Origin of the sequence: Aliidiomarina shirensis (genome assembly GCF_003987345.1) — a bacterium.
Taxonomy (GTDB): Bacteria; Pseudomonadota; Gammaproteobacteria; order Enterobacterales; family Alteromonadaceae; genus Aliidiomarina; species Aliidiomarina shirensis.
This window is the reverse complement of sequence record NZ_PIPP01000001.1, coordinates 551789-577041: the sequence shown is the minus strand read 5'-3', so window position 1 is coordinate 577041 and position 25253 is coordinate 551789. Positions and strand designations below refer to the sequence as shown.

General features: G+C 46.4%; 23 protein-coding genes. 20 read left to right on the top strand and 3 right to left on the bottom strand.

Features of this window, described 5'->3' with window-relative positions; all coding sequences use genetic code 11:
• The first annotated feature begins 47 nt into the window (after positions 1-47).
• The 8 genes from sdhC to sucD all read left to right on the top strand — a co-directional run bounded on the left by sdhC (position 48) and on the right by sucD (position 10006).
• The gene (gene sdhC, locus CWE13_RS02615; protein WP_126805774.1) at positions 48-422 is read left to right on the top strand and encodes a succinate dehydrogenase, cytochrome b556 subunit; all 375 of its coding nucleotides are present in this window, start codon (positions 48-50) and stop codon (positions 420-422) included.
• Positions 416-763 (top strand): succinate dehydrogenase, hydrophobic membrane anchor protein, encoded by a 348-nt coding sequence (gene sdhD, locus CWE13_RS02610; RefSeq protein ID WP_126805773.1) that lies wholly within the window; start codon positions 416-418, stop codon positions 761-763. The genes sdhC and sdhD overlap by 7 nt, the downstream gene beginning before the upstream one ends.
• A gap of 9 nt (positions 764-772) precedes the next feature.
• Complete coding sequence (gene sdhA / locus CWE13_RS02605) at positions 773-2533, top strand: succinate dehydrogenase flavoprotein subunit (protein ID WP_126805772.1); 1761 nt, start codon at positions 773-775, stop codon at positions 2531-2533.
• Between the two features lie 12 nt (positions 2534-2545).
• Positions 2546-3262, top strand: a complete 717-nt coding sequence (locus CWE13_RS02600) for a succinate dehydrogenase iron-sulfur subunit (protein ID WP_126805771.1) — start codon at positions 2546-2548, stop codon at positions 3260-3262.
• Between the two features lie 146 nt (positions 3263-3408).
• Positions 3409-6213, top strand: coding sequence for a 2-oxoglutarate dehydrogenase E1 component (locus CWE13_RS02595; protein WP_126805770.1), 2805 nt, complete (start codon positions 3409-3411; stop codon positions 6211-6213).
• 16 nt (positions 6214-6229) lie between these two features.
• Positions 6230-7834, top strand: a complete 1605-nt coding sequence (odhB, locus tag CWE13_RS02590) for a 2-oxoglutarate dehydrogenase complex dihydrolipoyllysine-residue succinyltransferase (RefSeq protein WP_126805769.1) — start codon at positions 6230-6232, stop codon at positions 7832-7834.
• Between the two features lie 130 nt (positions 7835-7964).
• Positions 7965-9134 carry an ADP-forming succinate--CoA ligase subunit beta gene (sucC, locus tag CWE13_RS02585; RefSeq protein WP_126805768.1) on the top strand — a complete coding sequence of 390 codons (1170 nt, stop codon included), beginning with the start codon at positions 7965-7967 and terminating at the stop codon, positions 9132-9134.
• On the top strand, positions 9134-10006 hold the full coding sequence (gene sucD, locus CWE13_RS02580) for a succinate--CoA ligase subunit alpha (protein WP_007420516.1): 873 nt from the start codon (positions 9134-9136) through the stop codon (positions 10004-10006). Before sucC ends, sucD begins: the two co-directional genes overlap by 1 nt.
• 98 nt (positions 10007-10104) lie before the next feature.
• Here sucD and CWE13_RS02575 read toward each other — a convergent pair whose 3' ends face one another.
• Positions 10105-11079: a tetratricopeptide repeat protein gene (locus CWE13_RS02575; protein ID WP_126805767.1), complete on the bottom strand. Its 975-nt coding sequence runs from the start codon at positions 11077-11079 to the stop codon at positions 10105-10107.
• 200 nt (positions 11080-11279) lie between these two features.
• Here CWE13_RS02575 and CWE13_RS02570 point away from each other — a divergent pair, with 200 nt between their 5' ends.
• Positions 11280-12602 carry a YncE family protein gene (locus CWE13_RS02570; RefSeq protein WP_126805766.1) on the top strand — a complete coding sequence of 441 codons (1323 nt, stop codon included), beginning with the start codon at positions 11280-11282 and terminating at the stop codon, positions 12600-12602.
• Between the two features lie 103 nt (positions 12603-12705).
• Here CWE13_RS02570 and CWE13_RS02565 read toward each other — a convergent pair whose 3' ends face one another.
• Complete coding sequence (locus CWE13_RS02565) at positions 12706-13617, bottom strand: LysR family transcriptional regulator (RefSeq protein ID WP_126805765.1); 912 nt, start codon at positions 13615-13617, stop codon at positions 12706-12708.
• A gap of 80 nt (positions 13618-13697) precedes the next feature.
• Here CWE13_RS02565 and CWE13_RS02560 point away from each other — a divergent pair, with 80 nt between their 5' ends.
• The 6 genes from CWE13_RS02560 (at position 13698) to CWE13_RS02535 (ending at position 19337) form a co-directional block, all read left to right on the top strand.
• The gene (locus CWE13_RS02560) at positions 13698-14927 is read left to right on the top strand and encodes an acyl-CoA dehydrogenase family protein (protein WP_126805764.1); all 1230 of its coding nucleotides are present in this window, start codon (positions 13698-13700) and stop codon (positions 14925-14927) included.
• Positions 14924-15997, top strand: coding sequence for a phosphotransferase family protein (locus CWE13_RS02555; RefSeq protein ID WP_126805763.1), 1074 nt, complete (start codon positions 14924-14926; stop codon positions 15995-15997). The genes CWE13_RS02560 and CWE13_RS02555 overlap by 4 nt, the downstream gene beginning before the upstream one ends.
• A gap of 1 nt (position 15998) precedes the next feature.
• Positions 15999-16691 (top strand): histidine phosphatase family protein, encoded by a 693-nt coding sequence (locus tag CWE13_RS02550; RefSeq protein ID WP_126805762.1) that lies wholly within the window; start codon positions 15999-16001, stop codon positions 16689-16691.
• Between the two features lie 45 nt (positions 16692-16736).
• Positions 16737-17489, top strand: coding sequence for an SDR family oxidoreductase (locus CWE13_RS02545; RefSeq protein WP_126805761.1), 753 nt, complete (start codon positions 16737-16739; stop codon positions 17487-17489).
• Positions 17490-17513: 24 nt separating this feature from the next.
• The gene (locus tag CWE13_RS02540) at positions 17514-18314 is read left to right on the top strand and encodes a PhzF family phenazine biosynthesis protein (protein ID WP_126805760.1); all 801 of its coding nucleotides are present in this window, start codon (positions 17514-17516) and stop codon (positions 18312-18314) included.
• Positions 18315-18398: 84 nt separating this feature from the next.
• Positions 18399-19337 carry an alpha/beta fold hydrolase gene (locus CWE13_RS02535; RefSeq protein ID WP_126805759.1) on the top strand — a complete coding sequence of 313 codons (939 nt, stop codon included), beginning with the start codon at positions 18399-18401 and terminating at the stop codon, positions 19335-19337.
• Positions 19338-19415: 78 nt separating this feature from the next.
• Here the strand turns inward: CWE13_RS02535 and CWE13_RS02530 are convergent, their stop codons facing one another.
• On the bottom strand, positions 19416-20114 hold the full coding sequence (locus tag CWE13_RS02530; protein ID WP_126805758.1) for an OmpW/AlkL family protein: 699 nt from the start codon (positions 20112-20114) through the stop codon (positions 19416-19418).
• 322 nt (positions 20115-20436) lie between these two features.
• Here CWE13_RS02530 and CWE13_RS02525 point away from each other — a divergent pair, with 322 nt between their 5' ends.
• The 5 genes from CWE13_RS02525 (at position 20437) to glnS (ending at position 25148) form a co-directional block, all read left to right on the top strand.
• Positions 20437-20838, top strand: a complete 402-nt coding sequence (locus CWE13_RS02525; protein ID WP_126805757.1) for a hypothetical protein — start codon at positions 20437-20439, stop codon at positions 20836-20838.
• Positions 20828-21577, top strand: a complete 750-nt coding sequence (locus CWE13_RS02520) for a 5-oxoprolinase subunit PxpA (protein WP_126805756.1) — start codon at positions 20828-20830, stop codon at positions 21575-21577. The genes CWE13_RS02525 and CWE13_RS02520 overlap by 11 nt, the downstream gene beginning before the upstream one ends.
• A complete protein-coding gene (locus tag CWE13_RS02515) occupies positions 21574-22440 on the top strand; it encodes a 5-oxoprolinase subunit B family protein (RefSeq protein ID WP_126805755.1) in 867 nt (288 codons plus the stop codon). Before CWE13_RS02520 ends, CWE13_RS02515 begins: the two co-directional genes overlap by 4 nt.
• Positions 22437-23363 (top strand): 5-oxoprolinase subunit C family protein, encoded by a 927-nt coding sequence (locus CWE13_RS02510; protein WP_126805754.1) that lies wholly within the window; start codon positions 22437-22439, stop codon positions 23361-23363. The genes CWE13_RS02515 and CWE13_RS02510 overlap by 4 nt, the downstream gene beginning before the upstream one ends.
• A 117-nt stretch (positions 23364-23480) precedes the next feature.
• Positions 23481-25148 carry a glutamine--tRNA ligase gene (gene glnS / locus CWE13_RS02505; protein WP_126805753.1) on the top strand — a complete coding sequence of 556 codons (1668 nt, stop codon included), beginning with the start codon at positions 23481-23483 and terminating at the stop codon, positions 25146-25148.
• Positions 25149-25253: the final 105 nt, after the last annotated feature.

The following is a 25253-nucleotide window of genomic DNA, read 5'->3' as shown; positions in this document are numbered from 1 at the left end:
CTTGGGCACACTGATTTCAACAGCGTTTTCAGATAAGGCAAACAGTTGTGAAAAAACAAAGACCTGTTAACCTGGAGCTGACCACAATCAGCTTCCCACCCGCAGCGATATCCTCCATTTTACACCGGGTTTCTGGTGTGATTATGTTGGTGTTAGTCGGCCTTTTGGTTTGGCTACTCGCAAAATCTCTAACTTCTCCAGAAGGATTTGCAGAAGCGCAGGCTATATTTGCGCATCCGTTCGTGCGTTTCCTTGTATGGGGCTTCCTAGCCGCACTCGGTTATCACGTGTTGGCCGGTATTCGTCATATCTTCATGGACCTTGGGTTCGGTGAAGAGAAGGAATCTGGCAAAATTACAGCAGTGCTAGCAATTGCCGGTGGGGTTGTTCTCGCTATCCTGGCAGGAGTTTGGTTATGGTAAAAATAGCATCTACTTTTGGCCGCAGCGGCACGCATGATTTCATTTTAGTTCGTGCTTCCGCTCTTGTGATGTTGGCCTACACAATCTTTTTAGTTGCTTGGCTCGTATGTAATCCAGGAATGGGTTATTCCGAGTGGGTAACTTTGTATAGCCACCTTGGCATGAAAATCTTCACATTACTTACCCTTACCGGTTTGTTGATTCACGGTTGGATCGGTATTTGGCAAGTTCTCACTGATTATGTGAAGCACTCTCTCCTACGCGGCATTATTCAATTGATATTTGTAATTGCACTGCTCGCGTACTGGTTCACCGGTTTGTTCGTATTGTGGGGTGTCTAAGTGAGCAACATGAAAGAACTTCAATTTGATGCGGTAGTTATCGGCGCTGGCGGCGCTGGTATGCGTGCGGCATTACAAATTTCTGAAAACGGTATGAGCTGTGCGCTTATGTCGAAAGTATTCCCAACTCGTTCGCATACTGTATCGGCGCAGGGTGGTATCACTGTTGCGTTAGGTAATGCACACGAAGATGATTGGCAATGGCACATGTTTGATACCGTTAAAGGTTCTGATTACATCGGTGACCAAGATGCCATTGAATACATGTGTAAAACCGGCCCTGAAGCTATTTTAGAGCTTGAGAATATGGGTTTGCCATTCTCACGCTTTGAAGATGGCCGCGTATATCAGCGTCCGTTTGGTGGCCAATCAAAGAACTTTGGTGGTGAGCAAGCAGCGCGTACCGCAGCAGCAGCTGACCGTACCGGCCATGCGTTATTACACTTGTTGTATCAGCAAAACGTGAAAAACAAAACAACCGTTCTTTCTGAATGGTACGCCCTTGATTTGGTGAAAAACCAAGATGGTGCGGTTACTGGTGTAACTGCATTAGACATCGAGAGTGGCGAAGTTTTTCATATTAAAGCGAAAGCGGTAATTCTTGCTACCGGTGGTGCAGGCCGTATTTATGCCTCTACTACCAACGCGCACATCAATACCGGTGATGGTGTTGGTATGGCGCTACGTGCGGGTGTTCCTGTACAAGATATGGAAATGTGGCAATTCCATCCAACTGGCATCGCCGGTGCAGGTTCTTTGGTAACGGAAGGTTGCCGAGGCGAGGGTGGTTATCTACTGAATAAAGACGGTGAACGCTTCATGGAGCGTTACGCGCCGAATGCGAAAGATCTTGCCGGCCGTGATGTTGTGGCTCGTGCAATGATGACAGAAATTCGCGAAGGCCGTGGTTGTGATGGTCCTTGGGGTCCACATATTAAGTTAAAACTGGATCATTTAGGGCGTGAAACCCTTGAATCGCGCCTTCCTGGCGTGTGTGATTTAGCAAAAACCTTTGCTCACGTTGATCCAGCAGAAGAACCGATTCCAGTAATTCCAACCTGCCATTATATGATGGGTGGTATTCCTACTGATGTGAACGGCCAATGTTTACAGGTAGATGCAGCAGGTAAAACATCACCTATCCAAGGCTTGTTTGCTTGTGGTGAAATCGCGTGTGTATCGGTTCATGGTGCTAACCGCCTTGGTGGTAACTCGTTACTTGATTTGGTGGTGTTTGGCCGTGCAACAGGTTTGCATTTGGCGGACGCACTGGCTGCGAATACGGAAGCGCGTGAAGCTTCGGCCTCTGATGTTGATGCCGCGATGGCGCGCGTGAATCGTTGGAACAACACGCAGAAAGGCGAAGACCCGTTCAAAATCCGTAAAGACCTACAAAACTGCATGCAAATGAACTTCTCGGTATTCCGTGAAGGCGATGCAATGAAAGAGGGTTTACAAGAGCTTCGTGAAATTCGCGAACGTTTGAATCATGCCCGTTTAGACGACACCAGCATGGATTTCAACACCACGCGCATTGAATGTTTAGAGCTCGATAACTTAATGGAAACGGCATATTCAACTGCTGTTTCAGCAAGCTATCGTGAAGAGAGCCGCGGAGCTCATAGCCGTGCCGATTTCCCAGAGCGAGATGATGAGAAATGGTTGGTACACACCGTGTATCGCCCTGAATCAGAAAGCATGGTTAATCGTGAAGTGAATATGGCGCCTAAGCTGCGCGAGGCGTTCCCGCCAAAAGCGCGCACTTACTAAAAGGTTCAAACGATGAAAAAAATTACATTTTCGATCTATCGTTACAACCCTGAAGTGGATAAAAAGCCCCACATGAAGGATTACACGTTAGAGCTTAAGGACGACCAAGATTTAATGGTGCTTGAAGCACTTATTAAAATTAAGGAAGAAATCGATCCAAGCCTATCGTTCCGTCGTTCATGCCGTGAAGGTGTTTGTGGCTCAGATGGTTTTAATATTAATGGTAGAAATGGCTTAGCCTGTATTACCAGTTTATCTTCATTAAAATCAAACAAGATTGTAGTGCGCCCATTGCCTGGGTTGCCTGTAATTCGTGATTTGATTGTAGATATGACACAGTTCTACAAGCAATACGAAAAAGTGAAGCCGTATCTGATTAATGATGATAAAGCACCACCTGCACGTGAACGCTTACAGAGCCCGGAAGAGCGTGAAAAGTTAGATGGCCTGTACGAGTGTATTCTTTGTGCTTGTTGTTCAACATCATGCCCATCGTTCTGGTGGAATCCTGATAAGTTTGTAGGGCCTGCGGGTTTATTACATGCGTATCGATTCCTTGCGGATAGCCGTGATACGGCTACTGAAGAGCGTTTAGACGACTTGGATGATGCGTTCAGCGTATTCCGATGCCACGGTATTATGAATTGCGTAAACGTATGTCCGAAAGGGTTGAACCCGACCAAGGCTATTGGGCACATCAAATCAATGCTACTCAGCCGCGCAGTTTAGCGAAACCGCAGGTTTTCTGATATAGTAGTGGTGAGTTGTAAAGATAGCCATCCCGCTACGGATGGCTATTTTTTTAAAAAAGAAACCTTTTTTATCAACGCGTATCTGCTGTTTTTTCGCAGTTCAAACCAGTGAAAGGAAAAGCAATGCAAGAAGGCGCAATGCAAGCCTGGATTGAGTCCTCGCAGTTTTCTGGAGGAAACGCAGCTTACATAGAAGAACTATTTGAGCTGTATTTAGATGACGCCGAAGCAATACCTTCGGAATGGCGTGAGCTATTCGATAGTTTACCTCGTGAAGGTTCTGCTGCCGACGTTAAACATAGTGAAGTACGTGATCAATTCCGTGAAGCTGCGAAACAGAAGCTAAAACAAGCGGGCTCAGGTTCGTTTAATTCGGATATAGCTGAGAAGCAAGTTCGCGTATTACAACTAATCAATGCTTACCGCTTTCGCGGGCATCAACACGCCCAGCTCGATCCTCTCGGGTTATGGAAGCAAGAAACAGTGCAAGATCTCGACGCACAGTTTCATGGCCTCACCAAAGACGACATGGACACTGAGTTCAATGTAGGCTCTTTAGTGATCGGCAAAGATACCGCCAAATTAAAAGATATTCAGCAAGCCTTAGAAGCTATTTATTGTGGCTCTATCGGTGCTGAGTATATGCATATTGTTGATACCGAAGAGAAAAGATGGATTCAACAGCGCTTAGAATCGCAACTCGGCAAACCGAAGTTTTCCGAGGAAGAGCGCAAAAAAGCATTGAAAGAATTAGTCGCTGCAGATGGCCTTGAGAAATACTTGGGCTCGAAATTCCCAGGGGCGAAACGATTTTCGCTTGAAGGTGGTGATGCACTTGTTCCACTAATGAAATCTTTAATTCGCCGAGCAGGTGCTAATGGCGCGAAAGAAGTTGTTATTGGTATGGCGCACCGTGGCCGTTTAAATTTATTGATCAACGTGATGGGCAAACACCCAAATGAGTTGTTTGATGAATTTGCCGGTAAGAACACCACAGATAAAGCCGGTGACGTTAAATATCACATGGGCTTTTCTTCTGATTTCGAAACTGAAGGTGGCAATGTTCACTTGGCCTTGGCCTTTAACCCTTCGCATCTTGAAATCGTTAACCCGGTTGTGATTGGTTCGGTGCGCGCGCGCATGGATCGTCGTGGATGTAAAGATGGAAGCCAAGCGCTACCTATCACGATTCATGGTGATGCCGCTATTGCCGGCCAAGGTGTGGTGCAGGAAACCTTTAACTTATCAAAAACACGCGCTTATCAAGTGGGTGGTAGCATTCGCATCGTAGTAAACAACCAAGTTGGTTTTACTACATCGAAACGTGAAGATGCGCGTTCTACTCAATACTGTACTGATATCGCAAAGATGGTGCAGGCACCGATATTCCACGTGAATGCCGATGATCCGGAAGCGGTGATGTTTGTATCTCAGCTTGCTATTGATTATCGCAACACCTTTAAGCGTGATGTCGTTATCGATTTAGTATGCTATCGCCGTCATGGCCATAACGAAGCCGACGAGCCGAATGCAACGCAACCGTTGATGTACCAGAAAATTAAGAAGCATCCTGTGCCGCGCGAAATTTATGCGCAGCGCCTACTTGATGAAAAAGTAGTTGATGAAGATCAGGTTAAGAAATTGGTAGCTGATTACCGCGATGCGCTTGATAAAGGCGATTGCGTGGTAGATGAATGGCGGCCAATGAAAGCGCACTCGGTTGATTGGAGTCCATTTATTGGCAACGAGTGGGATGTTGACTACGATTCCAGTATCTCGAAAGATGAGTTGCAAGCGCTAGGTGAAAAAGTAAGCTTTGTGCCGAAAGATTTTAAACTGAACTCACGAGTGGGCAAGGTTTATGAAGAGCGCGCGAAGATGGCGAAAGGTGAGCGAAGCCTTGATTGGGGTATGGCGGAAACGTTGGCGTATGCTTCACTGGTGAAGCAAGGACATCGGATTCGCATGACTGGCCAAGATTGTGGCCGTGGTACTTTCTTCCACCGGCACTCGGTACTGCACAATCAAAAAGACGCAGGCACGTTTTTGCCGCTAACAGCGATCGATAAAGATCAGGCTCCGATTGAGATTTACGATTCGGTGCTATCGGAAGAAGCCGTTATGGCGTTCGAATATGGTTATGCAACTGCTGAACCGAATACGATGGTAATTTGGGAAGCGCAATTTGGTGATTTTGCAAATGGCGCGCAAGTAGTCATAGACCAGTTCTTAAGCTCAGGTGAGCAAAAGTGGGGCCGTTTATGCGGTTTAACACTGTTGCTTCCTCACGGTTACGAAGGCCAAGGGCCAGAGCATAGCTCGGCGCGTTTGGAGCGGTTCTTACAGTTATCAGCTGATCATAACTGGTCGGTATGCGTACCAACAACACCAGCGCAGGTATTTAATATGCTGCGCCGTCAACAGCTTCGCCCAGTGCGCCGGCCGTTGATCGTGATGACGCCAAAATCGTTACTGCGTCATCCTGATGCGGTATCAAGCTTGGATGAGCTAGCCATTGGCAAGTTCCAAAACGTTATCGGTGAAATCGATGACCTTGATTCGAAAAAAGTAAAACGCGTCGTGTTCTGTAGTGGTAAAGTTTACTACGATCTGCTTTCTGCTCGCCGTGAGCGTGAGCAATCTGATGTGGCGATTATTCGGGTAGAACAGCTATATCCGTTCCCACATGAAGAAATGGCAGAAATTCTGAAAGATTACCAACATGTGAAAGATTTTGTTTGGTGTCAGGAAGAACCACAGAACCAAGGCGCCTGGTATTGTAGCCAACATCATTTCCGGGAAGCTATTCCGGATGGTGCCAAGTTACAGTATGCCGGACGGGCTGCTTCTTCATCACCTGCGGTAGGTTACGCATCGGTGCATAAAGAACAGCAAGAAAAACTCGTTAACGAAGCGTTAAGTATTTAACAGGTGAGATGACATCATGGCGATTGAAATCAAAGTACCAGAATTACCGGAATCCGTAGCGGATGGCACTATCGCAACTTGGCACGTGAAGGAAGGCGATAAAGTAAGCCGTGACCAAAACCTGGTAGATATCGAAACCGATAAAGTTGTGCTCGAAGTAGTTGCAGAAGCCGACGGCGTAATCGGCAAGATCTCTGCAGAAGAGGGCGCAACGGTTAAAACTCAAGAAGTTATCGGTAGCATTGAAGAAGGTGATGCTGCGGCTAGCTCTGATGCGGACAAGAAAGAAGCATCGAAGAAAGAAGAAGCTGACGAGAGCGACGATTCTGAAGAGAAAGAGAGCTCAGAAAAAGAAGCCGCTGAAGATAACAGCAGCGACGAAGAATCAAGTGATGCCTCTGGCGAAGAAATCGAAGTAAAAGTTCCTGAGTTACCTGAATCGGTATCAGAAGCAACGATTGCAGCATGGCACGTGAAAGCAGGCGACAAAGTAAGCCGCGATCAAAATCTTGTGGATATCGAAACCGACAAAGTAGTGCTGGAAGTAGTCGCTGAAGCCGATGGCGTACTGGGTGAGATTATTCACGATGAAGGTGCGAATGTTGGTGCTAAAGATGTGATTGGTAAAATCGTGAAAGGCGGTTCGGCAAAATCTTCAGGTGGCTCGGCAAGCAAATCGGAAAGCAAAGAAGAAAGCTCAAACGATAGCGGTTCAGATAAAGATTCTGATGCAGTAAGCCCGTCAGTACGTCGTTTATTAGCTGAAAACGATTTAAGCGCCAGTGATGTAAAAGGCACGGGTAAAGATGGTCGAATCACTAAAGAAGATGTTGAAAAGCACGTGAAGTCAGCAGGTGATAAGAAATCTGAAACGAAGTCAGAAAGCAAATCTGAGAGTAAGCCGGCAGCCGTAAGTGGCGATCGCACTCAGAAACGTGTAGCGATGACGCGTTTACGCAAAACTATTGCGAAGCGTTTACTCGAGGCGAAAAACTCAACTGCTATGCTTACCACGTTTAACGAAGTGAACATGAAACCAATCATGGATCTACGTAAAACGTACCAGAAAGAATTTGAAGAGCGCCATGGCATTCGCTTAGGCTTCATGTCTTTCTATGTGAAAGCAGTTGTTGAAGCGTTGAAGCGTTTCCCAGAAGTAAATGCATCAATCGATGGTGATGAAATTGTTTATCACAACTACTTCGATGTCAGCATTGCCGTATCAACACCGCGTGGCCTAGTAACACCGGTATTGCGTGATTGCGATAAGTTGAGCTTGGCTGAGATTGAAGCGGGGATCAAAGAGTTAGCGATTAAAGGCCGTGATGGCAAGTTAACCATGGATGAAATGCAAGGCGGTAACTTCACCATCACCAACGGTGGTGTGTTTGGTTCACTGCTCTCAACGCCAATCTTGAATCCACCACAAAGCGCTATCTTGGGCATGCACAAAATCCAAGATCGGCCAATGGCGGTAGATGGCAAAGTTGAAATTCTGCCAATGATGTATCTGGCGATGTCGTACGACCACAGAATCGTTGATGGTAAAGAATCGGTAGGCTTCCTAGTTACCGTGAAGAACCTGCTAGAAGATCCTCAGCGTTTGTTGCTGGATATCTAAAGCACTGCGGCGGTAGTCATTTAAGGCTACCGCTGTCATTTTGAGCGCGGAAAATGTATAATTCCGCGCGAAAATTCGGGTAAGCAGCCTCGGCTGCTTTCGTTTTGAATGAACAAACGGAATAAGCATAATGAATTTGCATGAGTATCAAGCAAAACAGCTTTTCAGAGAGTTTGGATTACCAGTATCTGAAGGGTACGCGGTAGACACTGCTGATGAAGCCGTAGAAGCAGCCAAAAAAATTGGCGGCGACAAATGGGTAGTTAAATGTCAGGTGCACGCAGGTGGACGTGGTAAAGCTGGTGGTGTAAAGCTAGTTTCTTCCCTTGATGAAGTACGCGCATTCGCAGATAACTGGGTTGGCAAAAACCTAGTAACTTATCAAACAGATGCAAACGGTCAGCCGGTTGCAAAAATCTTGGTTGAAAGCCTCACCGATATCGATAAAGAACTTTATCTTGGTGCAGTAGTAGACCGTGCAACTCGTAAAATTGTTTTCATGGCTTCTACTGAAGGCGGCGTGGAAATTGAAACCGTTGCAGAAGAAACACCAGAAAAAATCTTGAAAGCTATCATCGATCCAACGGTTGGCGCGCAAGCTTACCAAGGTCGTGATTTAGCGTTCCAACTGGGCTTAAACCCAGAACAAGTGAAGCAGTTCACTAAGATTTTCTTAGGCTTGGCGAAAATGTTCGAACAGTACGATTTCGCGCTGTTAGAAATTAACCCGTTGGTAATCACCGACGAAGGGAACCTGCACTGCTTAGATGGCAAAATCAACATCGATAGCAACGCAATTTACCGCCAGCCAAAAATCAAAGAAATGCACGATCCTTCACAAGAAGATTCGCGCGAAGCGCATGCAGCTAAGTTCGAGCTTAACTATGTAGCACTTGATGGCAACATCGGTTGTATGGTTAACGGCGCTGGCCTAGCAATGGGCACCATGGATATCGTGAAGTTAAGTGGTGGCGAGCCAGCGAACTTCTTAGATGTTGGTGGCGGAGCTACCAAAGAACGTGTTTCTGAAGCATTCAAAATCATCTTATCTGATGAAAATGTGAAAGCCGTATTTGTGAACATCTTCGGTGGTATCGTGCGTTGCGATATGATCGCTGAAGGTATCATTGGTGCTGTTGAAGAAGTTGGCGTTAAAGTACCTGTGGTTGTGCGCCTTGAAGGTAACAACGCTGAATTAGGTACAGAGAAGCTAGCGGAAAGCGGTTTGAACATTGAAGCTGCTACCAGCTTATCTGACGCAGCTCAGAAAGTTGTAGCTGCTGCGGCTGGAGGTCAATAATGAGCATCCTGATTAATAAAGACACCAAAGTAATCTGTCAGGGTTTCACTGGCGGCCAAGGCACGTTCCACTCAGAGCAAGCAATTGCTTATGGAACAAAAATGGTTGGTGGTGTTACTCCGGGTAAAGGCGGTCAAACGCACTTAGGTTTACCTGTATTTAACACCGTAAAAGAAGCGGTAGCTGAAACAGGTGCAACTGCATCAGTTATCTATGTACCGGCTCCTTTCTGTAAAGATTCAATCATCGAAGCTGCTGATGCAGGCATCGAATTGATTGTATGTATTACTGAAGGTATCCCAACAATTGATATGCTTTACGTGAAAGAATACCTAACGCATAAGGGCGTTCGCATGATCGGCCCTAACTGCCCAGGTGTTATCACGCCAGGCGAATGTAAAATCGGTATTATGCCAGGCCACATTCACAAGCCAGGTAAAGTAGGTATCGTTTCACGTTCTGGTACGCTTACTTATGAAGCGGTTAAGCAAACTACAGATGAAGGCTTTGGCCAATCAAGCTGTGTTGGTATTGGTGGTGATCCAATCCCAGGCTCTAACTTTATCGATATCCTTGAGATGTTCGAGAAAGATCCAGCAACTGAAGCTATCGTGATGATTGGTGAAATTGGTGGTACTGCTGAAGAAGAAGCGGCTGAGTACATTAAAAACAATGTAACTAAGCCAGTTGTTTCTTACATTGCAGGCGTAACTGCTCCTCCAGGTAAGCGCATGGGCCATGCCGGTGCAATTATCTCTGGTGGTAAAGGTACTGCTGATGAGAAGTTTGCGGCGCTTGAAGCTGCAGGTGTAAAAACTGTTCGTAGCCTTGCTGATATCGGCAAAGCATTACGCGAGAAAACAGGTTGGTAATTAGCATTTATTGCTAAACCAATGCCTTTTTGAAAGGCGAACCAAATAAAAACGCTTCCCTTGGGAAGCGTTTTTTTATTCATTTAATGACTACTTACTTAATTTACGGGTTCTGAAAGCATATCCATTAAGCTTGAGTGCTGGGAGTTCGGCCTTACAGCCACACAACCTGTTTCAAAACCACATGTTTGCGTTCTAATGCGCGACATGGCTCCGCGGGTAAAGGTTCGATCCATTTCAAAAGTAACCGCCGAAACTGCCGAGTAAGTTCTGCCGAAAGACATTGGCGTAACTTGAATACGCTCCATGTTGGCAAATGTGTGCAATCTATCAGCAATCTCTTTGGTATCACTATCGAGTTCCCCATTTTCCGATGCTGTTCTATCTAACTCAGCCACTAACTGTCTCGATAGGGCTCGCGCATCTTCATGGCCTTCACGGCTTAGCCGAGCCAGTAAATTCGAAGCACCTTCCAAATCATACTCAACCCATTCACCCATTAGCTTCAATCGAGCCAAAAGGTACATGGCTGGCGATGAACCTTTGCGTGCCGCGTTTTCTAATAACTCGGTGGCATCACCAATCAGTTGTTCATCTTCGCTAGCAAATAAATACAGCGCTTTTTGATATTGCGCAGGTGGGTATTCCAATTCAACGGCTCTATCTAATAATTCATCAGCTTTCGCAGTATCTTTTTCTACATTTAAGCCCTCGCGATGCCATTTTGAAAGGCTGAATAATGCCATGGCGCCATCGTGCTTGGCTGCGCTTTGCATTAAATAAACGCCATGCTCTATATCTTGCTCAACGCCATCGCCCGATACGTACATCACGGCTAATATCGATTTGGCATCTTGATATCCCCAACGGGAAAGGCGGTGCAGCATTATAATATGTGGATCGCAGGAGCCATCAGCGCAAAGTTTCTCCTCCGACGAGGTTTGATTTTCCGTTACTGACGATTGGTCAGAAGTATTTGTATTTGCAGACGCAGAGAAGCTAAAGGCAACAAAAAATGCGCCGACCAGCAATGTAGTTCGTTTTAATTTCTGTAACGCAATGATGGAGCTCATATTTTACCCTCATTTAGATACTGTACTAATCATAGTAGTTCTAATGCTGAAAAAGTAAACAACGGCATGTAGAGAAAATGTAACGAAATGTGTTTTGGCGGAAACTGAGAGGAATTGCACTTGTTACTTAATGTGTAACAATATAACATAACACTTGCTTTGTTTTGACAGTCATTGTTTCACGATAGGAACGAATAAAAATGAAAAAATCAAACCGCTCGATGTTTAGCCTTTCAGTAGCAGCGATTGCTGTTTCACTAATTTTAACGGGTTGTGGAGAAAACCTTGAAATTGTGGCGGATGTACCGCCGGCTTCAGATCATGACCACGATCACGATCACGATCATGATCACGAAAACGGATTTAGCGGCCGCTTAGTATTTACTAATAGCAGCGATGACCATGCCTATGTTTACGATTTAGAATCTGAATCAGTTATAGATGATTTTCACTTGAGTAGCGAAAGCGCGGCCTTGTATGCCAGCCCTGATTATCGGTATGCGATTGCTATTCAACGCTCCGCAGGGGTTGTTAACTTCATTGATAGCGGGTTCGAGAGCGAAGCCCATGGCGATCATTATCATTACAATGAGCTCGAACCTGCACTGCTTGACTTTGCGCTCTTCGGTGAGTTACCTACCCACTACAATCAACATGAACATCGGGGAGTTGTGTTCTTTGATGGCACCGCAGGTGTTCCAGCGAAACTCTATGCCGTTTCAGATTTTAGTTTAAGTGAAGGTAGAGAAATGGCTAGCCACGAGTTTACGCGTAACCAACATGGCGCGGCTGAAATTCGTGATAACTATTTATTCACGAGCTTTCGCAGTGGCGAAGCGGAAGGTGTTCTACCCGAATATGTAGAAGTTCATGAAATACATAGTGACCATTTCGATTTCGTTCAGCGTTTTGAAGAAACTTGTCCCAGTTTGCATGGCAGCGCCATAACCGATGTGTACGTTACTTTTGGTTGTTCCGATGGCGTGCTGGTTATTACTGAGGTAGAAGCAGGCTTTACTGCCAGCAAGCTTGCGAACAGTAGCACGATAACCGCTGCGGAATCCCGAATTGGCAGCATTTACGCGCACGATGAAACCGGCGTATTTATTGGCAAAGCAGGGCAAGAGCTGCATTGGCTAGATCTTGCTGAAGAAGCGATGGTTCAGCTTGATTGGCGTGGCGAAGAAAATGCTGATGCTGCCATTGCCCACGTCGGTTTTAATTATACTGGCAACCGATTAGCTATTCTTGATGATAGTGGAATGCTCACGATTGTGCGTTTTAGTAGCGATACGTACGAAGTACAAAGCCAATTTTCAGTGCTGGCAGAATTAGGTGATAGTTTGCCGAATATCACCTTTAGTGCGGCAAGCCATGAAGCGTTCATTGCGGACCCCGTTGCGCAAGAAATCATTGTTGTTGATTTGCACGATGGCGAAGTGGTTGAACGCTTAGCTTTAGATGTGGCTCCGGGAAGTTTAGTTTGGCTAGGTTTCTTGGCAGAAGATGAGCACGCTCATTAAAAGTTCCCTGTTGTGTGAGTGCATATACTGTTTTGATTGAACGGAAGTGCACTATTTTTGGCGGCGAGTATTCCTCGCCGCTTTTTTATTTAATCTAATGTACTTAGTTTAGCGCTAAATCATCAAACTCCGCTAATAGCCAGGTAAGGGCGGCATCGTTTTGGTATGCAGAATGCCAATACAGCTGCAAACGAGTGGCTGGCACATCAATCGGCATGGCCCAACGGCGGAGGCCATATTGGGTTACTAACTGCTTAGCGATACGCTCCGGCAACGTAAGTAGGGCACCTGTTTGGCTCACTAGCTGTGCAGCGGTTTGGTAGCTTTGCACACGCGCCAGTATTTCACGCTCAACCCCGATTTCTTTAAGTAACAAATCTTCCAACACTGAACCACGTGCTCGCGTGGATACCGCAATATGTTTGTGCGCAAGATATCGCGCTTGCGTGAGCTGGTATTTGTCCTGCTTTCTACTTAGCACTGCAAAAGGCTCTTTGAGCAGCGGCTTCTGCATAACGGGCGCGCGAGCGGCAATTGCAACATCAATCACCACATCGGCATTACGATTTAACAGGTAATCACCAATCTGCGAATGCGGTACGGCCAAGCTTTCAAACTTGGCGCTCGGCGCAATTCGTTGCAGATGGCGATACAGACGCGGGTAAAGTTCGGCTTCAATCGCTTCTGGCATACCAATCCGAAATACACGCTGCGTAGTGGCTGGGCTGAAGCTTACACCACGGCTAATAAGCCCCTGCATCCGCGCAAGCACTTCATTTAGTTCGGGCGCTAGTTTATCGCATAACGCGGTGGGCCGCAGAAAACGGCCACTGCGAATAAACAGTTCATCATCGAAAATATCTCGGAGACGCCGAAGCGCATGGCTAATGGCTGAAGGCGTGAGTGAGAGCTCAGCAGCAGCCCGTGCTAGCTGGCGTTCACGGTGAATAGCTACGAGAACGCGAAGCAAGTTTAAATCGATCTTACTAAGTAAATTTGAATGAATTTGATTCATGTTAAACCTTTAATAACTTTCACTTCATTCATGTTAAGAAAATTCGTAGGATGTAGCCACTCATTTTTAGGAGATCAACCATGTTTGGATTATCAGAACGTTCGCAGCAATATTTAGGGCGCGTAAAAGCCTTCATGAAAGAGCATGTTTATCCCGTTGAAGCGGAGATACTGGCGGAAATAACCCAGAAATATGGTCATGCGAATTGGCGTGAGTGGCAGGTTCCTTCAAAAATAGAAGCCTTGAAAGAGAAAGCAAAGGCAGAAGGTTTATGGAATTTATTTTTACCCGATAGTGATTTGGCGGCGGGTCTTTCAACTAGCGAATATGCGCCCTTAGCCGAAGAGATGGGGCGGAGCGTTATTGCACCTGAAATTTTTAATTGTAATGCGCCGGATACCGGTAATATGGAAGTGCTTTATCACTTTGGCACTGAAGCACAGAAAGAAACTTGGCTTGCCCCTTTGTTACGCGGCGAAATTCGCTCTGTGTTCGGGATGACCGAGCCTCAGGTCGCTTCTTCTGACGCCACGAACATGGAAACACGTATTATTGCCGATGGTGATGAAGTGGTGATTACTGGCCGTAAATGGTGGACAACCGGCCTTGGGCACCCGAATGCGAAAGTAGCGATTGTAATGGGATTAACCGACCCCGATGCAGATCGCCATCAGCGCCACAGTATGGTGCTCGTGCCCTTGGATGCTGAGGGTGTGAATATTGAGCGGATGTTGAGCGTTTTTGGTGATTACGATGCGCCGTATGGCCATGGTGAAGTGAGTTTCGATAATGTGCGGGTGCCGAAGAGTAATGTAATTGGTAAGCTAGGGGCAGGGTTTGCGATTGCGCAAGGGCGTTTAGGCCCAGGGCGTATACATCATTGTATGCGTGCACTAGGCGCAGCCGAGCGTTCGTTAGAGCTGATGATTACACGTGGCATGAGCCGCGTTGCATTTGGCCAGCCGTTGTTAAAGCTTGGTGATAACGGTACGCGGGTAGCGAAACATCGAATGGCAATCGATCAAGCGCGGCTTTATACCATGTATACTGCGGGTGTGATTGATTCCGCCGGCGTGCGTGCGGCTGCTAGCGAAATTGCGGGCATAAAAGCAGTGGTACCTACGGTACTACAAAATGTGGTTGATGATGCGATTCAAATACATGGCGGTGGTGGCTTGAGCCACGATTATATGCTCACCGCTTTTTACGCGGTAGCGCGTGCATTGCGGTTAGCCGATGGCCCCGACGAGGTGCATCAAGCAATGGTGCTTCGTGAAGAATTAAAGAAATATCGACAGGATAAATCATGAGCAAGAGATCAGTAATCGACACCGGCGTTGCCGTACGAGAACAAGAGGCTTTTGATATTGCTGCGGTGGACGCATGGATCAAAGGCAAACGCCCTGATATCGAAGGTGAACCCGAGCTTACTCAGTTTCCAGGCGGCGCCTCAAATTGGACGTATCGGTTAGCTTACCATAATGCCGATTTGATTCTACGTAGGCCGCCAGCGGGTACGAAAGCAAAATCCGCGCATAACATGCAACGTGAGCATGATATTCAGCTGATGCTTAAAAAGCACTACGCAGTTGTGCCGAATATGGTGGGCTATTGCGAAGATACAAGCTTAATCGGAACTGATTTTTATGTAATGGAGCGAGTAGAAGGCATTATTCCGCGCAAAAACATGCCACGTGATCTTGAGCTGAGTGAAGCACAGGTGCGCACGCTGTGCACCAATATGTTAGATCAGCTGATTGCTTTGCATAAGGTAAATTACATTGAGGCTGGGCTTGATGCTATCGGCAAAGGCGAAGGATATATCGATCGCCAAGTATCGGGTTGGAATCAACGTTACAGTAAGGCAAAAACGTGGAATGTGCCTTCGGGAAAGAAAATCATGCGATGGCTTGAAAATAATAAGCCGAAGCAAGAAATGTTGTGTGTTACCCACAATGATTTTCGCTTTGATAATTTAGTGCTGAATCCGGACGATCCAACTGAGATCTTGGCGGTGTTGGATTGGGAGTTAGCGACAATTGGTGATCCGTTAGTAGAAATTGGCAACTTACTCGCTTATTGGGTGCAAGCCGACGATGACAAGGTAGCGAGAGCAACACGCCGCCAGCCTACGCATTTAAAAGGTATGCTGAGCCGCGAAGAAGTCATCGATTATTATTGTGAGAAAATGGATCTCGGTAAGGTTGATATGACGTTCTACCAGGTATTTGGTTTATTTCGTTTATCGGTTATCGCGCAACAAATCTACTATCGTTATTATCATAAACAAACGCGGAATCCAGCGTTTAAAAACTTTTGGTTTGTGGTGCATTATTTGCACCGTCGTTGCCGCAAGCTAATGCGCGCGCAGCGAGGTTAATATGGCATTGGTTACCTTGATTCGTCATGGGCAAGCTTCATTTGGCGCTGCGGATTACGATCAGCTTTCGCCCTTGGGTTTTAAACAGTTGAAGCATTTGGGAGCGGTACTCAATGAGCAAGAAGAACATTTTGATGTGCTGGTGCGCGGTGGGCTGAAACGCCATAAACAAAGCGCCGAAGCATTCTTGCAAGGCTACGCAAACCCGTTAGATGTAGTGGAAAAAACAGATTGGAATGAATTTGATCATCGCGCAGTAATGCGGGCCTTGGCGAATGATGAACCGGATCTGCGTTCGCTGTTTGCCAGCGATGGCAAAGCCAATATTAGTGAAACCGAGGTGTTGGCGCTATTTATGAAGGCGGTATCGCGTTGGCAATCTGGTGCGCACGATAACGATTATCATGAGCCCTGGCAGCATTTTGTAGCGCGGGTCGAGTTAGCATGGCAAAGTTTAGCTGAATTAGCCGAACACAAACGCATAGCGGTTATTACCTCAGGTGGGCCCATCGCTCTTACGACTATGGGGAGTTTGGGAATGCCATCGGCGCAAATGATGGAAATTAATGCACGGTTGGTAAATTCGGGCGTGAGCCGGTTTCTTTATAAGCCGGAACAAGCACCGCGTCTATTGAGCTTAAATGAGCACCATCATGTTACCGGCCGCTACAAACATTTATTAAGTTATCGCTAACGCTTTTTTAAGCGGGCGATAAAAACGATTAGGAATAAGAATAATATGCGTAAACGTATTTTAATTACTGGAGCAAGCTCTGGGCTCGGCGAAGAGATGGCGCGGCAATTTGCCGCTAAAGGCCATGATTTAGCACTGTGTGCCCGCCGGGTAGAGCGTTTGGAGGCGTTAAAAACTGAAATTGCGGAAAAATACCCAAACGTAAAAGTGAGTTTAAAAGCTCTCGATGTGAATGATCACGATGCAGTTTTTCGGGTGTTTAATGAATTTAAAGATGAGTTCGGTGGCCTCGATCGCGTGATTGTAAACGCAGGCATGGGTAAGGGCGGTTCGCTAGGAACTGGATTATTCAAATACAACAAGCTTACCGCTGAAACTAACTTTATTGCGGCCTTAGCGCAATGCGAAGCCGCATTGGAAATTTTCCGCGCGCAAAATGATGGCCATTTGGTAACCATTTCATCGGTAAGTGCGCTACGCGGAATGCCAAGAGCGCTCGGCGCTTATGCTGCGAGTAAAGCGGCTTTAGTGAACTTAACCGAAGGTATTCGCGCTGATATGTTGCGCAGCGGTACTCCTATTGCGGTTAGTTGTATTATGCCTGGCTTTATTCGCTCGGAAATCAATGAGAAAGTAAAGAATACGCCGTTTATGTGCGATACTGTGCCCGGTGTTAAATCAATGGTTCAAGCAATTGATAAAGAAAAGAAAACCGCTTATGTACCGGGCTGGCCTTGGAATTTGTTAGCTTTTTTAATTAAACGTTTACCCCTAAGAATCGTGATGAAAATGGGGTAGTAGGTTAATTTTTGCGAGGATATTATGGAAGTAAAGCTATACCAAGTGGATGCGTTTACCGACCACGTATTTGGTGGAAATCCTGCTGCGGTTTGTCCGCTTGGTGGTTGGCCGGAAGATTCCTTGTTACAGAAAATAGCCGAAGAAAATAACCTTTCGGAAACTGCGTTCTTTATTGCTGATGGTGCCGCGTTTCATTTGCGCTGGTTCACGCCTGAAGCCGAGGTGGATTTGTGTGGCCACGCTACGCTAGCCACCGCGCACGTGTTGTTTAAACACTTGAACTACAATAAGCCAGAGCTCGTTTTTCGCACCCGTAGCGGTGAATTGCGGGTGCAGCAAAGTGAACATGGTTTAAGTATGAATTTTCCAGCGTCTATGCCTGAACCGGTGAGTAATATTCCAGAAGCACTACTAAGCGGATTAGGCTTAGAGAGCGCTAAGGTATTTGCCGCCTATGATTATATCGTTGAGCTCGATTCGGAAGCACAAGTGGCGGCGTTAAAGCCCGATTTTGCGTTACTAGCTGAACTTGATGGCCGTGGTGTGGTTATTACCGCACCCGGTGAAAAATATGATTTTGTGAGCCGTTGTTTCTTTCCTAAACTGCGCGTGAACGAAGATCCGGTAACAGGCTCTGCGCACTGTGAACTTGCGCCATTTTGGGCCGAGAAGCTCGGTAAGCACACACTCGAGGCTGCGCAACTGTCGAAGCGCGGGGGTATTGTGCATTGTGAGGTTATTCCGGGTAACGAAAATAGTGGCCGCGTAGTATTAACAGGGCAGGCCGCCGATTATTTACAAGGTATGATTTCGATTAGCTAATGCTTATACATAAATAATCACCGGGCGCGCATGGTCGCGTACTTATGGCTGCGTGCGTAAGGCCAGTTAGCAAAGGGAATAATAATGAAAATTTTAAAGTGGTTCGGTATTGGGCTAGTGGTGCTTTTACTCGCGGTATTAATCTACGTATTCATAGCCCATCAGCAGAACTTTGCGGAATCGAAGCGCCTAAACGTTGAAACGCGCGCTGAGGCACCTGGGCAATTTGTGGAACTTCCCAGTGGTTTCACTCACTACGAGTTGGCTGGGCCGGAAGATGCGCCAGTAGTTGTACTGGTGCATGGATTCAGTATTCCAATGGAAATCTGGGGCGGTACGTATCGTGCGCTGCGTGATGCGGGCTACCGAGTACTACGCTACGATTTACTAGGCCGCGGTTATTCCGATAGACCTCGTGTGCAATATAATGGTCAAGTATTTGAAGAGCAGCTCATAGCGCTTTTGGATGCCTTAGATATTCAACAGCCCGTGGTTCTTGCAGGCCTTTCTATGGGCGGGGCGGTAGTTATGCGCACTGCAGCAAATCATCCAGAGCGAGTGGCGGGCAATATCTTAATTGCACCTTTGCATCAGCCGCTGCAGCCACCGCCAATGCCAGAACGAATCGGTTACTATATGCTTTCTGGCTTTTATGTACCGACGATTCAGCAGAGCCTAGAAGCGCCTTATCTACTTGCCGAAGATTCAGCGGCGATGCAAAAGGCGTATAGCGCACAGATAAGCTTCCGCGGCTTTACGCAAGCGCTTACCTCGTCGTTTTATGCCTTTACTACGGAAAACCACCCGCAATATTATCGGCAAACGCGCGAGAATAACCAGCCAACGCAATTGATTTGGGGTACACAAGATGCGGTTGTGCCTTACAGTTACTCGGAGGGTGTGTTGGCCGATGCTAACGTGGTTGATTTCTTAACCGTTGAAGGTGCAGGGCATACCCCTCATTTAGAGCAAGCTGAATTAGTAAATCAACGTATTCTCGAGTTTCTTCGAACGATCGATTAACCCATGTACATAAAAACGCGCCAACGTGGTAATAACGTTGGCGCGATTTTATTTATGTTCGAGCACATACCGAAATAACTAGATTTTCCAGCGGAAACCTAGCATCGCTACGAGTGGATCGATATCTACGTTTACACTTTGTACGGTAGCACCATTCACTTTTACTTTACCTGTGGTATCGATGGCCATTTTACTTACCATAAAATGAACACCCATGCGTTCGTTAATCGCGTAGTTGAAGCCCGCTTGAACCGCTAAGCCCCAAGATTCAGATAGGCTTAAGCTAACATCGTCATTGGCGGTAGTAACATCAAGTGCGATTAGTGCACCTTCAAGATCGCCATTTACTTTTTCATCAAAGAATGTGGTGTAGTTTAAGCCCACGCCAACAAACGGCTGAAACTTAGCATGTTGGGTGAAGTGATATTGTGCCATTAAGGTAGGTGGCAAATGTTTTGTTTTACCAATGTTTAGGCCATCGATAGCCGAACCTTTTACCTTTAAATCATGGCTAAACGGGGTAGCGGCAATAAGTTGCAAGCCAAAATTCTCAGTGAACTTATAATCAAAGGTGAGGCCGAGCTGGGTATTGTTATTTACCGCAACGCCTGTTGAGCCAGCTGGCAGGCCAGCAACGGTTTCAATTACGTTTAAGTTGCTGCTACTTTCATCTGGCATCACGTTGATAGCGCCAACATTGATAGAAAAATCGGCCATTGCCGGAGCGGCTGCAAATGCAGAAAGGGCGATAGCGATTAACGATAATTTAGTTTTCATAATGTTTCTCCAGTTGGTAACTGAGGCCATTATGAAAGGGTTTTGCATGCGGTTATTGCGCGAGATCAATATTCCGCTTGGGTTTGTGAATCTGCAGGGGCAAAGTTTGCGCTAGCGCAAATTTTAGTGGCTTTCGGTGCCCATGCTTTACTGATTAAATATATTGCGGTGTTCATTACTAACGCGTTTGCTCCCGAGTTCATCATCATTGTATGGCGAAAGTTACATATTTGAATTATTACATTAACCCCTACCATGGTCTGGTTTGTTTCTGATTTTGTATCTGGCATTATCAGACATGGGTTTAACAGATGGATATAAAATGAACATACAACGAATTATTGCATTGGTTACCGCCCCGATTGGGTTGATTTTATTGTTATCGAATCCGCAAGATTTATTGGAGCTTATCGCGAATACAGGGCTGAACTGGTATCAGGCCTTTAACCCTATAGCATGGGGAATTATTTTAGGTACGATAGCTGGCTTAATGCGCCTCGATGCGGTGCAAAAAGGCGCAGTTTACGGCACCTATGCGGCCACAGCGCTTACTACCTTTGGTTTGGTAGGAACGATTGCGATTTTCTTTGAGCATCGGCTTTGGTACCTCGGTTGGCCAACTATGTGGATAGCGGCACTAGGGATCGGTATTTATACGTTCTTTTTGATGCAAGTGCGCTTTTCTGAGAAATATCAAAAAGGCAACGAGAACGATGGCAAATAAACGAATACTCCTCAATTGTGATCTTGGTGAAGGTCTTGGGCCATGGCGCATGGGGAATGATGCGGAAATTATGCCCTATATTGATTGTGCCAATGTAGCGTGTGGGTTTCATGCAGGCGATCCGCTTATTATGCAACAAACGGTGGCAATGGCGCTGAAGCACAAAGTTTTGGTGGGTGCCCATCCAGCGTATCCGGATTTGTTAGGTTTTGGCCGCCGTTCTATGGCCTTGAGCCCCGCGGAAGTTGAAGCTACGGTGCTCTATCAAATAGCCGCTCTTGATGGTTTTTGCCGAGCGGAAAACAGCAAAATTGCCTATGTAAAACCACACGGTGCGCTGTATCACGATATGTTGCAAAACGATGCTACCTTTAAGGCAATTTTGCGTGCTGTTAAAACATTTGATAGTAGTTTGCCACTGGTAATATTGGCGCAAGAAAACGTTGTGCATTGGCAAGCGTTAGCCGCAGAATTTGGTGTGAAACTCTGGTTTGAAGCGTTCGCTGATCGTGCTTACACGGATAGTGGGGCATTAGTATCGCGCAGCGAGCCCGGATCCGTAATCCACAATGCCGCAGCGATGAAAGCGCAAGCATTACAGCTTGCTCGCTCAGGCACAGTAACGAGTGTCTCGGGTAAGGTGATCACTTTGCAGGTTGATACCTTGTGTGTGCATGGTGATACACCAGAAGCATTAGCTGCAGTGCAGAGTATTCGTAGTAGCAAGGAATTTTCATGAATAAAAAAGCAAAGGTATCGGAACATAGCGGGAATGCCGAAAATGTACGTGATACCAGCCGTGTAGAAACACCAAAACGGCCGCAACCCACTTTTGTGAATGCGGGTGTAGATGCCTTGCTGATGCAGTTTGGGCAAGAACTTGATCCCTGTATGCCGGGCTTCTTGGCAAGTATTCGCGCTGCAATTATCGCGGAGCTGAGTGATGTGGTGTATGAAGTAGTGCCTTCGTATGCGAGCTTATTGGTGTATTACGAACCGCGAGCTGTACGTACCTATGATTTAGAGCAAGCGCTCGAAACTATTGCAGAACAAACCCCGTGGCTATGTAGCCCTTGGTCGGCTGATGCCGAAGCGCCGGGCAAATTAGTGGAAGTGCCGATTTATTATTACCAACCCGATGACGCTATTGAAGAAAATGATATGGCGCGAGTGTGTGAACAATCTGGGTTAAGCTTCGATGAAGTAGTGGCCATTCATAGCGGCCGTGATTATCAAGTATACGCGCTCGGTTTTGCGCCGGGTTTTGCATACTTGGGCGCACTTGATGAACGAATTCAATTGCCACGGTTAGCAAACCCAAGAAAAAACATTGCTGCTGGTAGTGTTGGAATTGCCGAGGGGCAAACGGCCGTTTATCCACAGGAATCACCGGGTGGCTGGAATATTTTAGGCTTTAGCCCGTTCGTTTGGTTCGATGTGAATGGCCATGCTAATGGAAATGTAGATAAGAATACGCCCGCGCAACAAGCTGCGTTAACACCTGTTCAGGTGGGTGATCGTATTCGTTTTAAGCCGATGAGTAAATCAGCGTATGAACAAGCTAAAGCGAAGTTTTTTGCTCAGCAAGGAGATTCAACATGACCGGTTTTCGCGTAATTAAGGGTGGGATTTTAAGCCTTGTGCAAGATACCGGACGTTTACGTTATCAACACCTTGGCGTAACTCGGGGTGGCCCATTAGATGCGAAATCTGCGAGTTGGGCCAATCGTTTGTTAGATAATGATCCCGATGCGGCAGTGATTGAAATAACGGCGGGTGGATTAGAGCTAGAATCGCGTACGCAAATCATGGTGGCGGTAACGGGCGGTGATTTAAATTTAACCTTGAACGGTGAGCCTCAGCCACCTTGGCGCAGTTTTTGGGTGCGCCAAGGCGATCGTTTAAAGTTCGCTACCCCCCGATATGGTTTTCGGGCTTATTTAGCGGTAAGTGGTGGTTTTCAAACTACGCCTATTCTCGGCAGCCGTGCAACCGTGCAACGCGATCATTTGGGTGGCGTTGATGGTAAAGGTTCAGCATTAAAAGCGGGGGATGAATTGCCCTGCGGCCATTTGCAGGAAGAAACCCTGAGCCGCGAAATCCCCATGCAATATTTGCCAGAGATTAGCCAAGATTTGGTATTGCACTTGATTCCGGGGTATCAACAACACGAATTTAGCAAAGAAGCTTGGCAAACGCTTTGGCACAATGAATATACCTTAAGCCAAAATAGTAATCGTATGGGAGCAAGGTTGGAAGGGATGGAAATCGCCACACCGAATAAAACCTTTCTCTCTGAGGGCGTTAGCTATGGTGCTGTGCAGGTGCCTGCAAATGGGCAACCGATTATTATGCTCGAAGATCGGCAAACGCTTGGCGGTTATCCGAAACTTGGGAATATTCTGCCGCTTGATGGATTTCGGCTGGCGCAATGCATGCCCGGAGCAAAAATTCGATTCAAACCGATGAGCCTAGCTGAAGGCCAACAACAAATGCGCCGATATCTTCGTTTTTTCGGCTTGTAAGCTGCGCATAATATTGCGATCATAACGGCCATTTTATGATGTCTTGCCAACGGGGTTTATGTTCGCTGTATTGGCAACACACGATTTCAGTATTTTAGATTTTTGGAGTATACCTGAATGGCCGAAAGTGCCTCTCGCTCAACCAATTTTATTCGTAAGATCATCGATCAAGATTTGGCATCGGGTAAGCATGCAACTGTGCATACTCGGTTTCCGCCGGAACCGAATGGTTATCTGCATATTGGTCATGCAAAATCGATAGTGTTGAACTTCGGTATTGCGGGGGATTATCAGGGCACCTGTAATCTACGTTTCGATGATACCAATCCGCTAAAAGAAAGCATGGAATATGTAAGTGCTATCAAAGCTGATGTGCGTTGGTTAGGTTATGAGTGGGAAGGGAAGGAACGTTATTCTTCAAACTACTTCGATGCCTTGCACGGCTTTGCGGTAGAGCTGATTGAAAAAGGCTTAGCCTATGTTGATTTCTCGCCGCAAGAAATGATTCGCGAGTTGCGTGGCACGCTGAAAGAGCCAGGTAAAAACAGCCCTTATCGAGATACTTCTGTAGCTGAGAATTTAGCTGAATTTGCGAAAATGACCGCTGGCGAATACCCAGAAGGCCATTGCTCACTGCGCGCTAAAATCGATATGGCTTCACCGTTTATGTGCATGCGCGACCCAATTATTTATCGTATTCGGCATGTGCATCATCACCAAACAGGTGATAAATGGTGTGTGTACCCGATGTACGATTTTACCCATTGTATTTCTGATGCTCTTGAAGGTATTACGCATTCGCTTTGCACCTTAGAGTTCCAAGATAATCGCCGCCTGTATGATTGGGTGTTGGATAACATCAGCATTCCTTGTCATCCGCAGCAAATTGAGTTTTCGCGGCTGAATTTGGAATACACGGTAATGAGTAAGCGTAAGCTAAACTTGTTGGTTACTGAGAACTACGTAAGTGGCTGGGATGATCCTCGTATGCCTACGATTGCGGGCTTACGCCGCCGTGGATATACGCCAGGCTCTATTCGCGAGTTTGCGCATCGTATTGGTGTTACCAAAATGGATAACATGGTTGAGATGGGCATTTTAGAATCGTGTATTCGCGATGATTTAAACGAAAATGCACCGCGCTCGTTAGCTGTATTAGATCCGGTTAAAGTAGTGATTGAGAACTTTGCTGAAGGCAGTACAGAAACGCTGCAATCACCAAATCACCCGAATAATGAAGCCATGGGTACACGCGATGTGCCGTTTACCCGCGAGCTGTATATTGAGCGTGAAGATTTCCGTGAAGAAGCGAATAAGAAATTTAAGCGCTTGGTGTTAGGAAAAGAAGTTCGTTTGCGTAATGCGTATGTAATTAAAGCTGAGCGTGTAGAGAAAGATGCGAATGGTGAAATAACCACTATCTTCTGTAGTTACGATCCTGAAACTCTGGGTGTTGATCCTTCCGATGGCCGCAAAGTGAAAGGCGTTATTCACTGGGTATCGGCAGAACACGGCGTTCCAGCTGAAATTCGCTTATACGATCGTTTGTTTAGTATTCCGAATCCGGGTGCTGCAGAAACCCTTGATGAGGCGCTAAATCCAGATTCGTTAATTGTGATGCATGGTTTTGTAGAGCCTTCGTTAGCAAAAGCCGAGCCGGAGCAGGGCTTCCAGTTTGAGCGCATGGGGTATTTTTGTTTAGATAGCAAAGATTCCACAACTGAAAAATTGGTATTTAACCGCACGGTTGGTTTGCGTGATAGTTGGGCGAAAATCGCTGATTAGTGGCTTATTTAAGCGCTCAAGTAAGCACTTAAACAAGTAAAAGTTGAAAAAAGGGGCCTTAGAAAGGCCCCTTTTTGTTGTTATGTTTGTGCTTAATAAACGTAT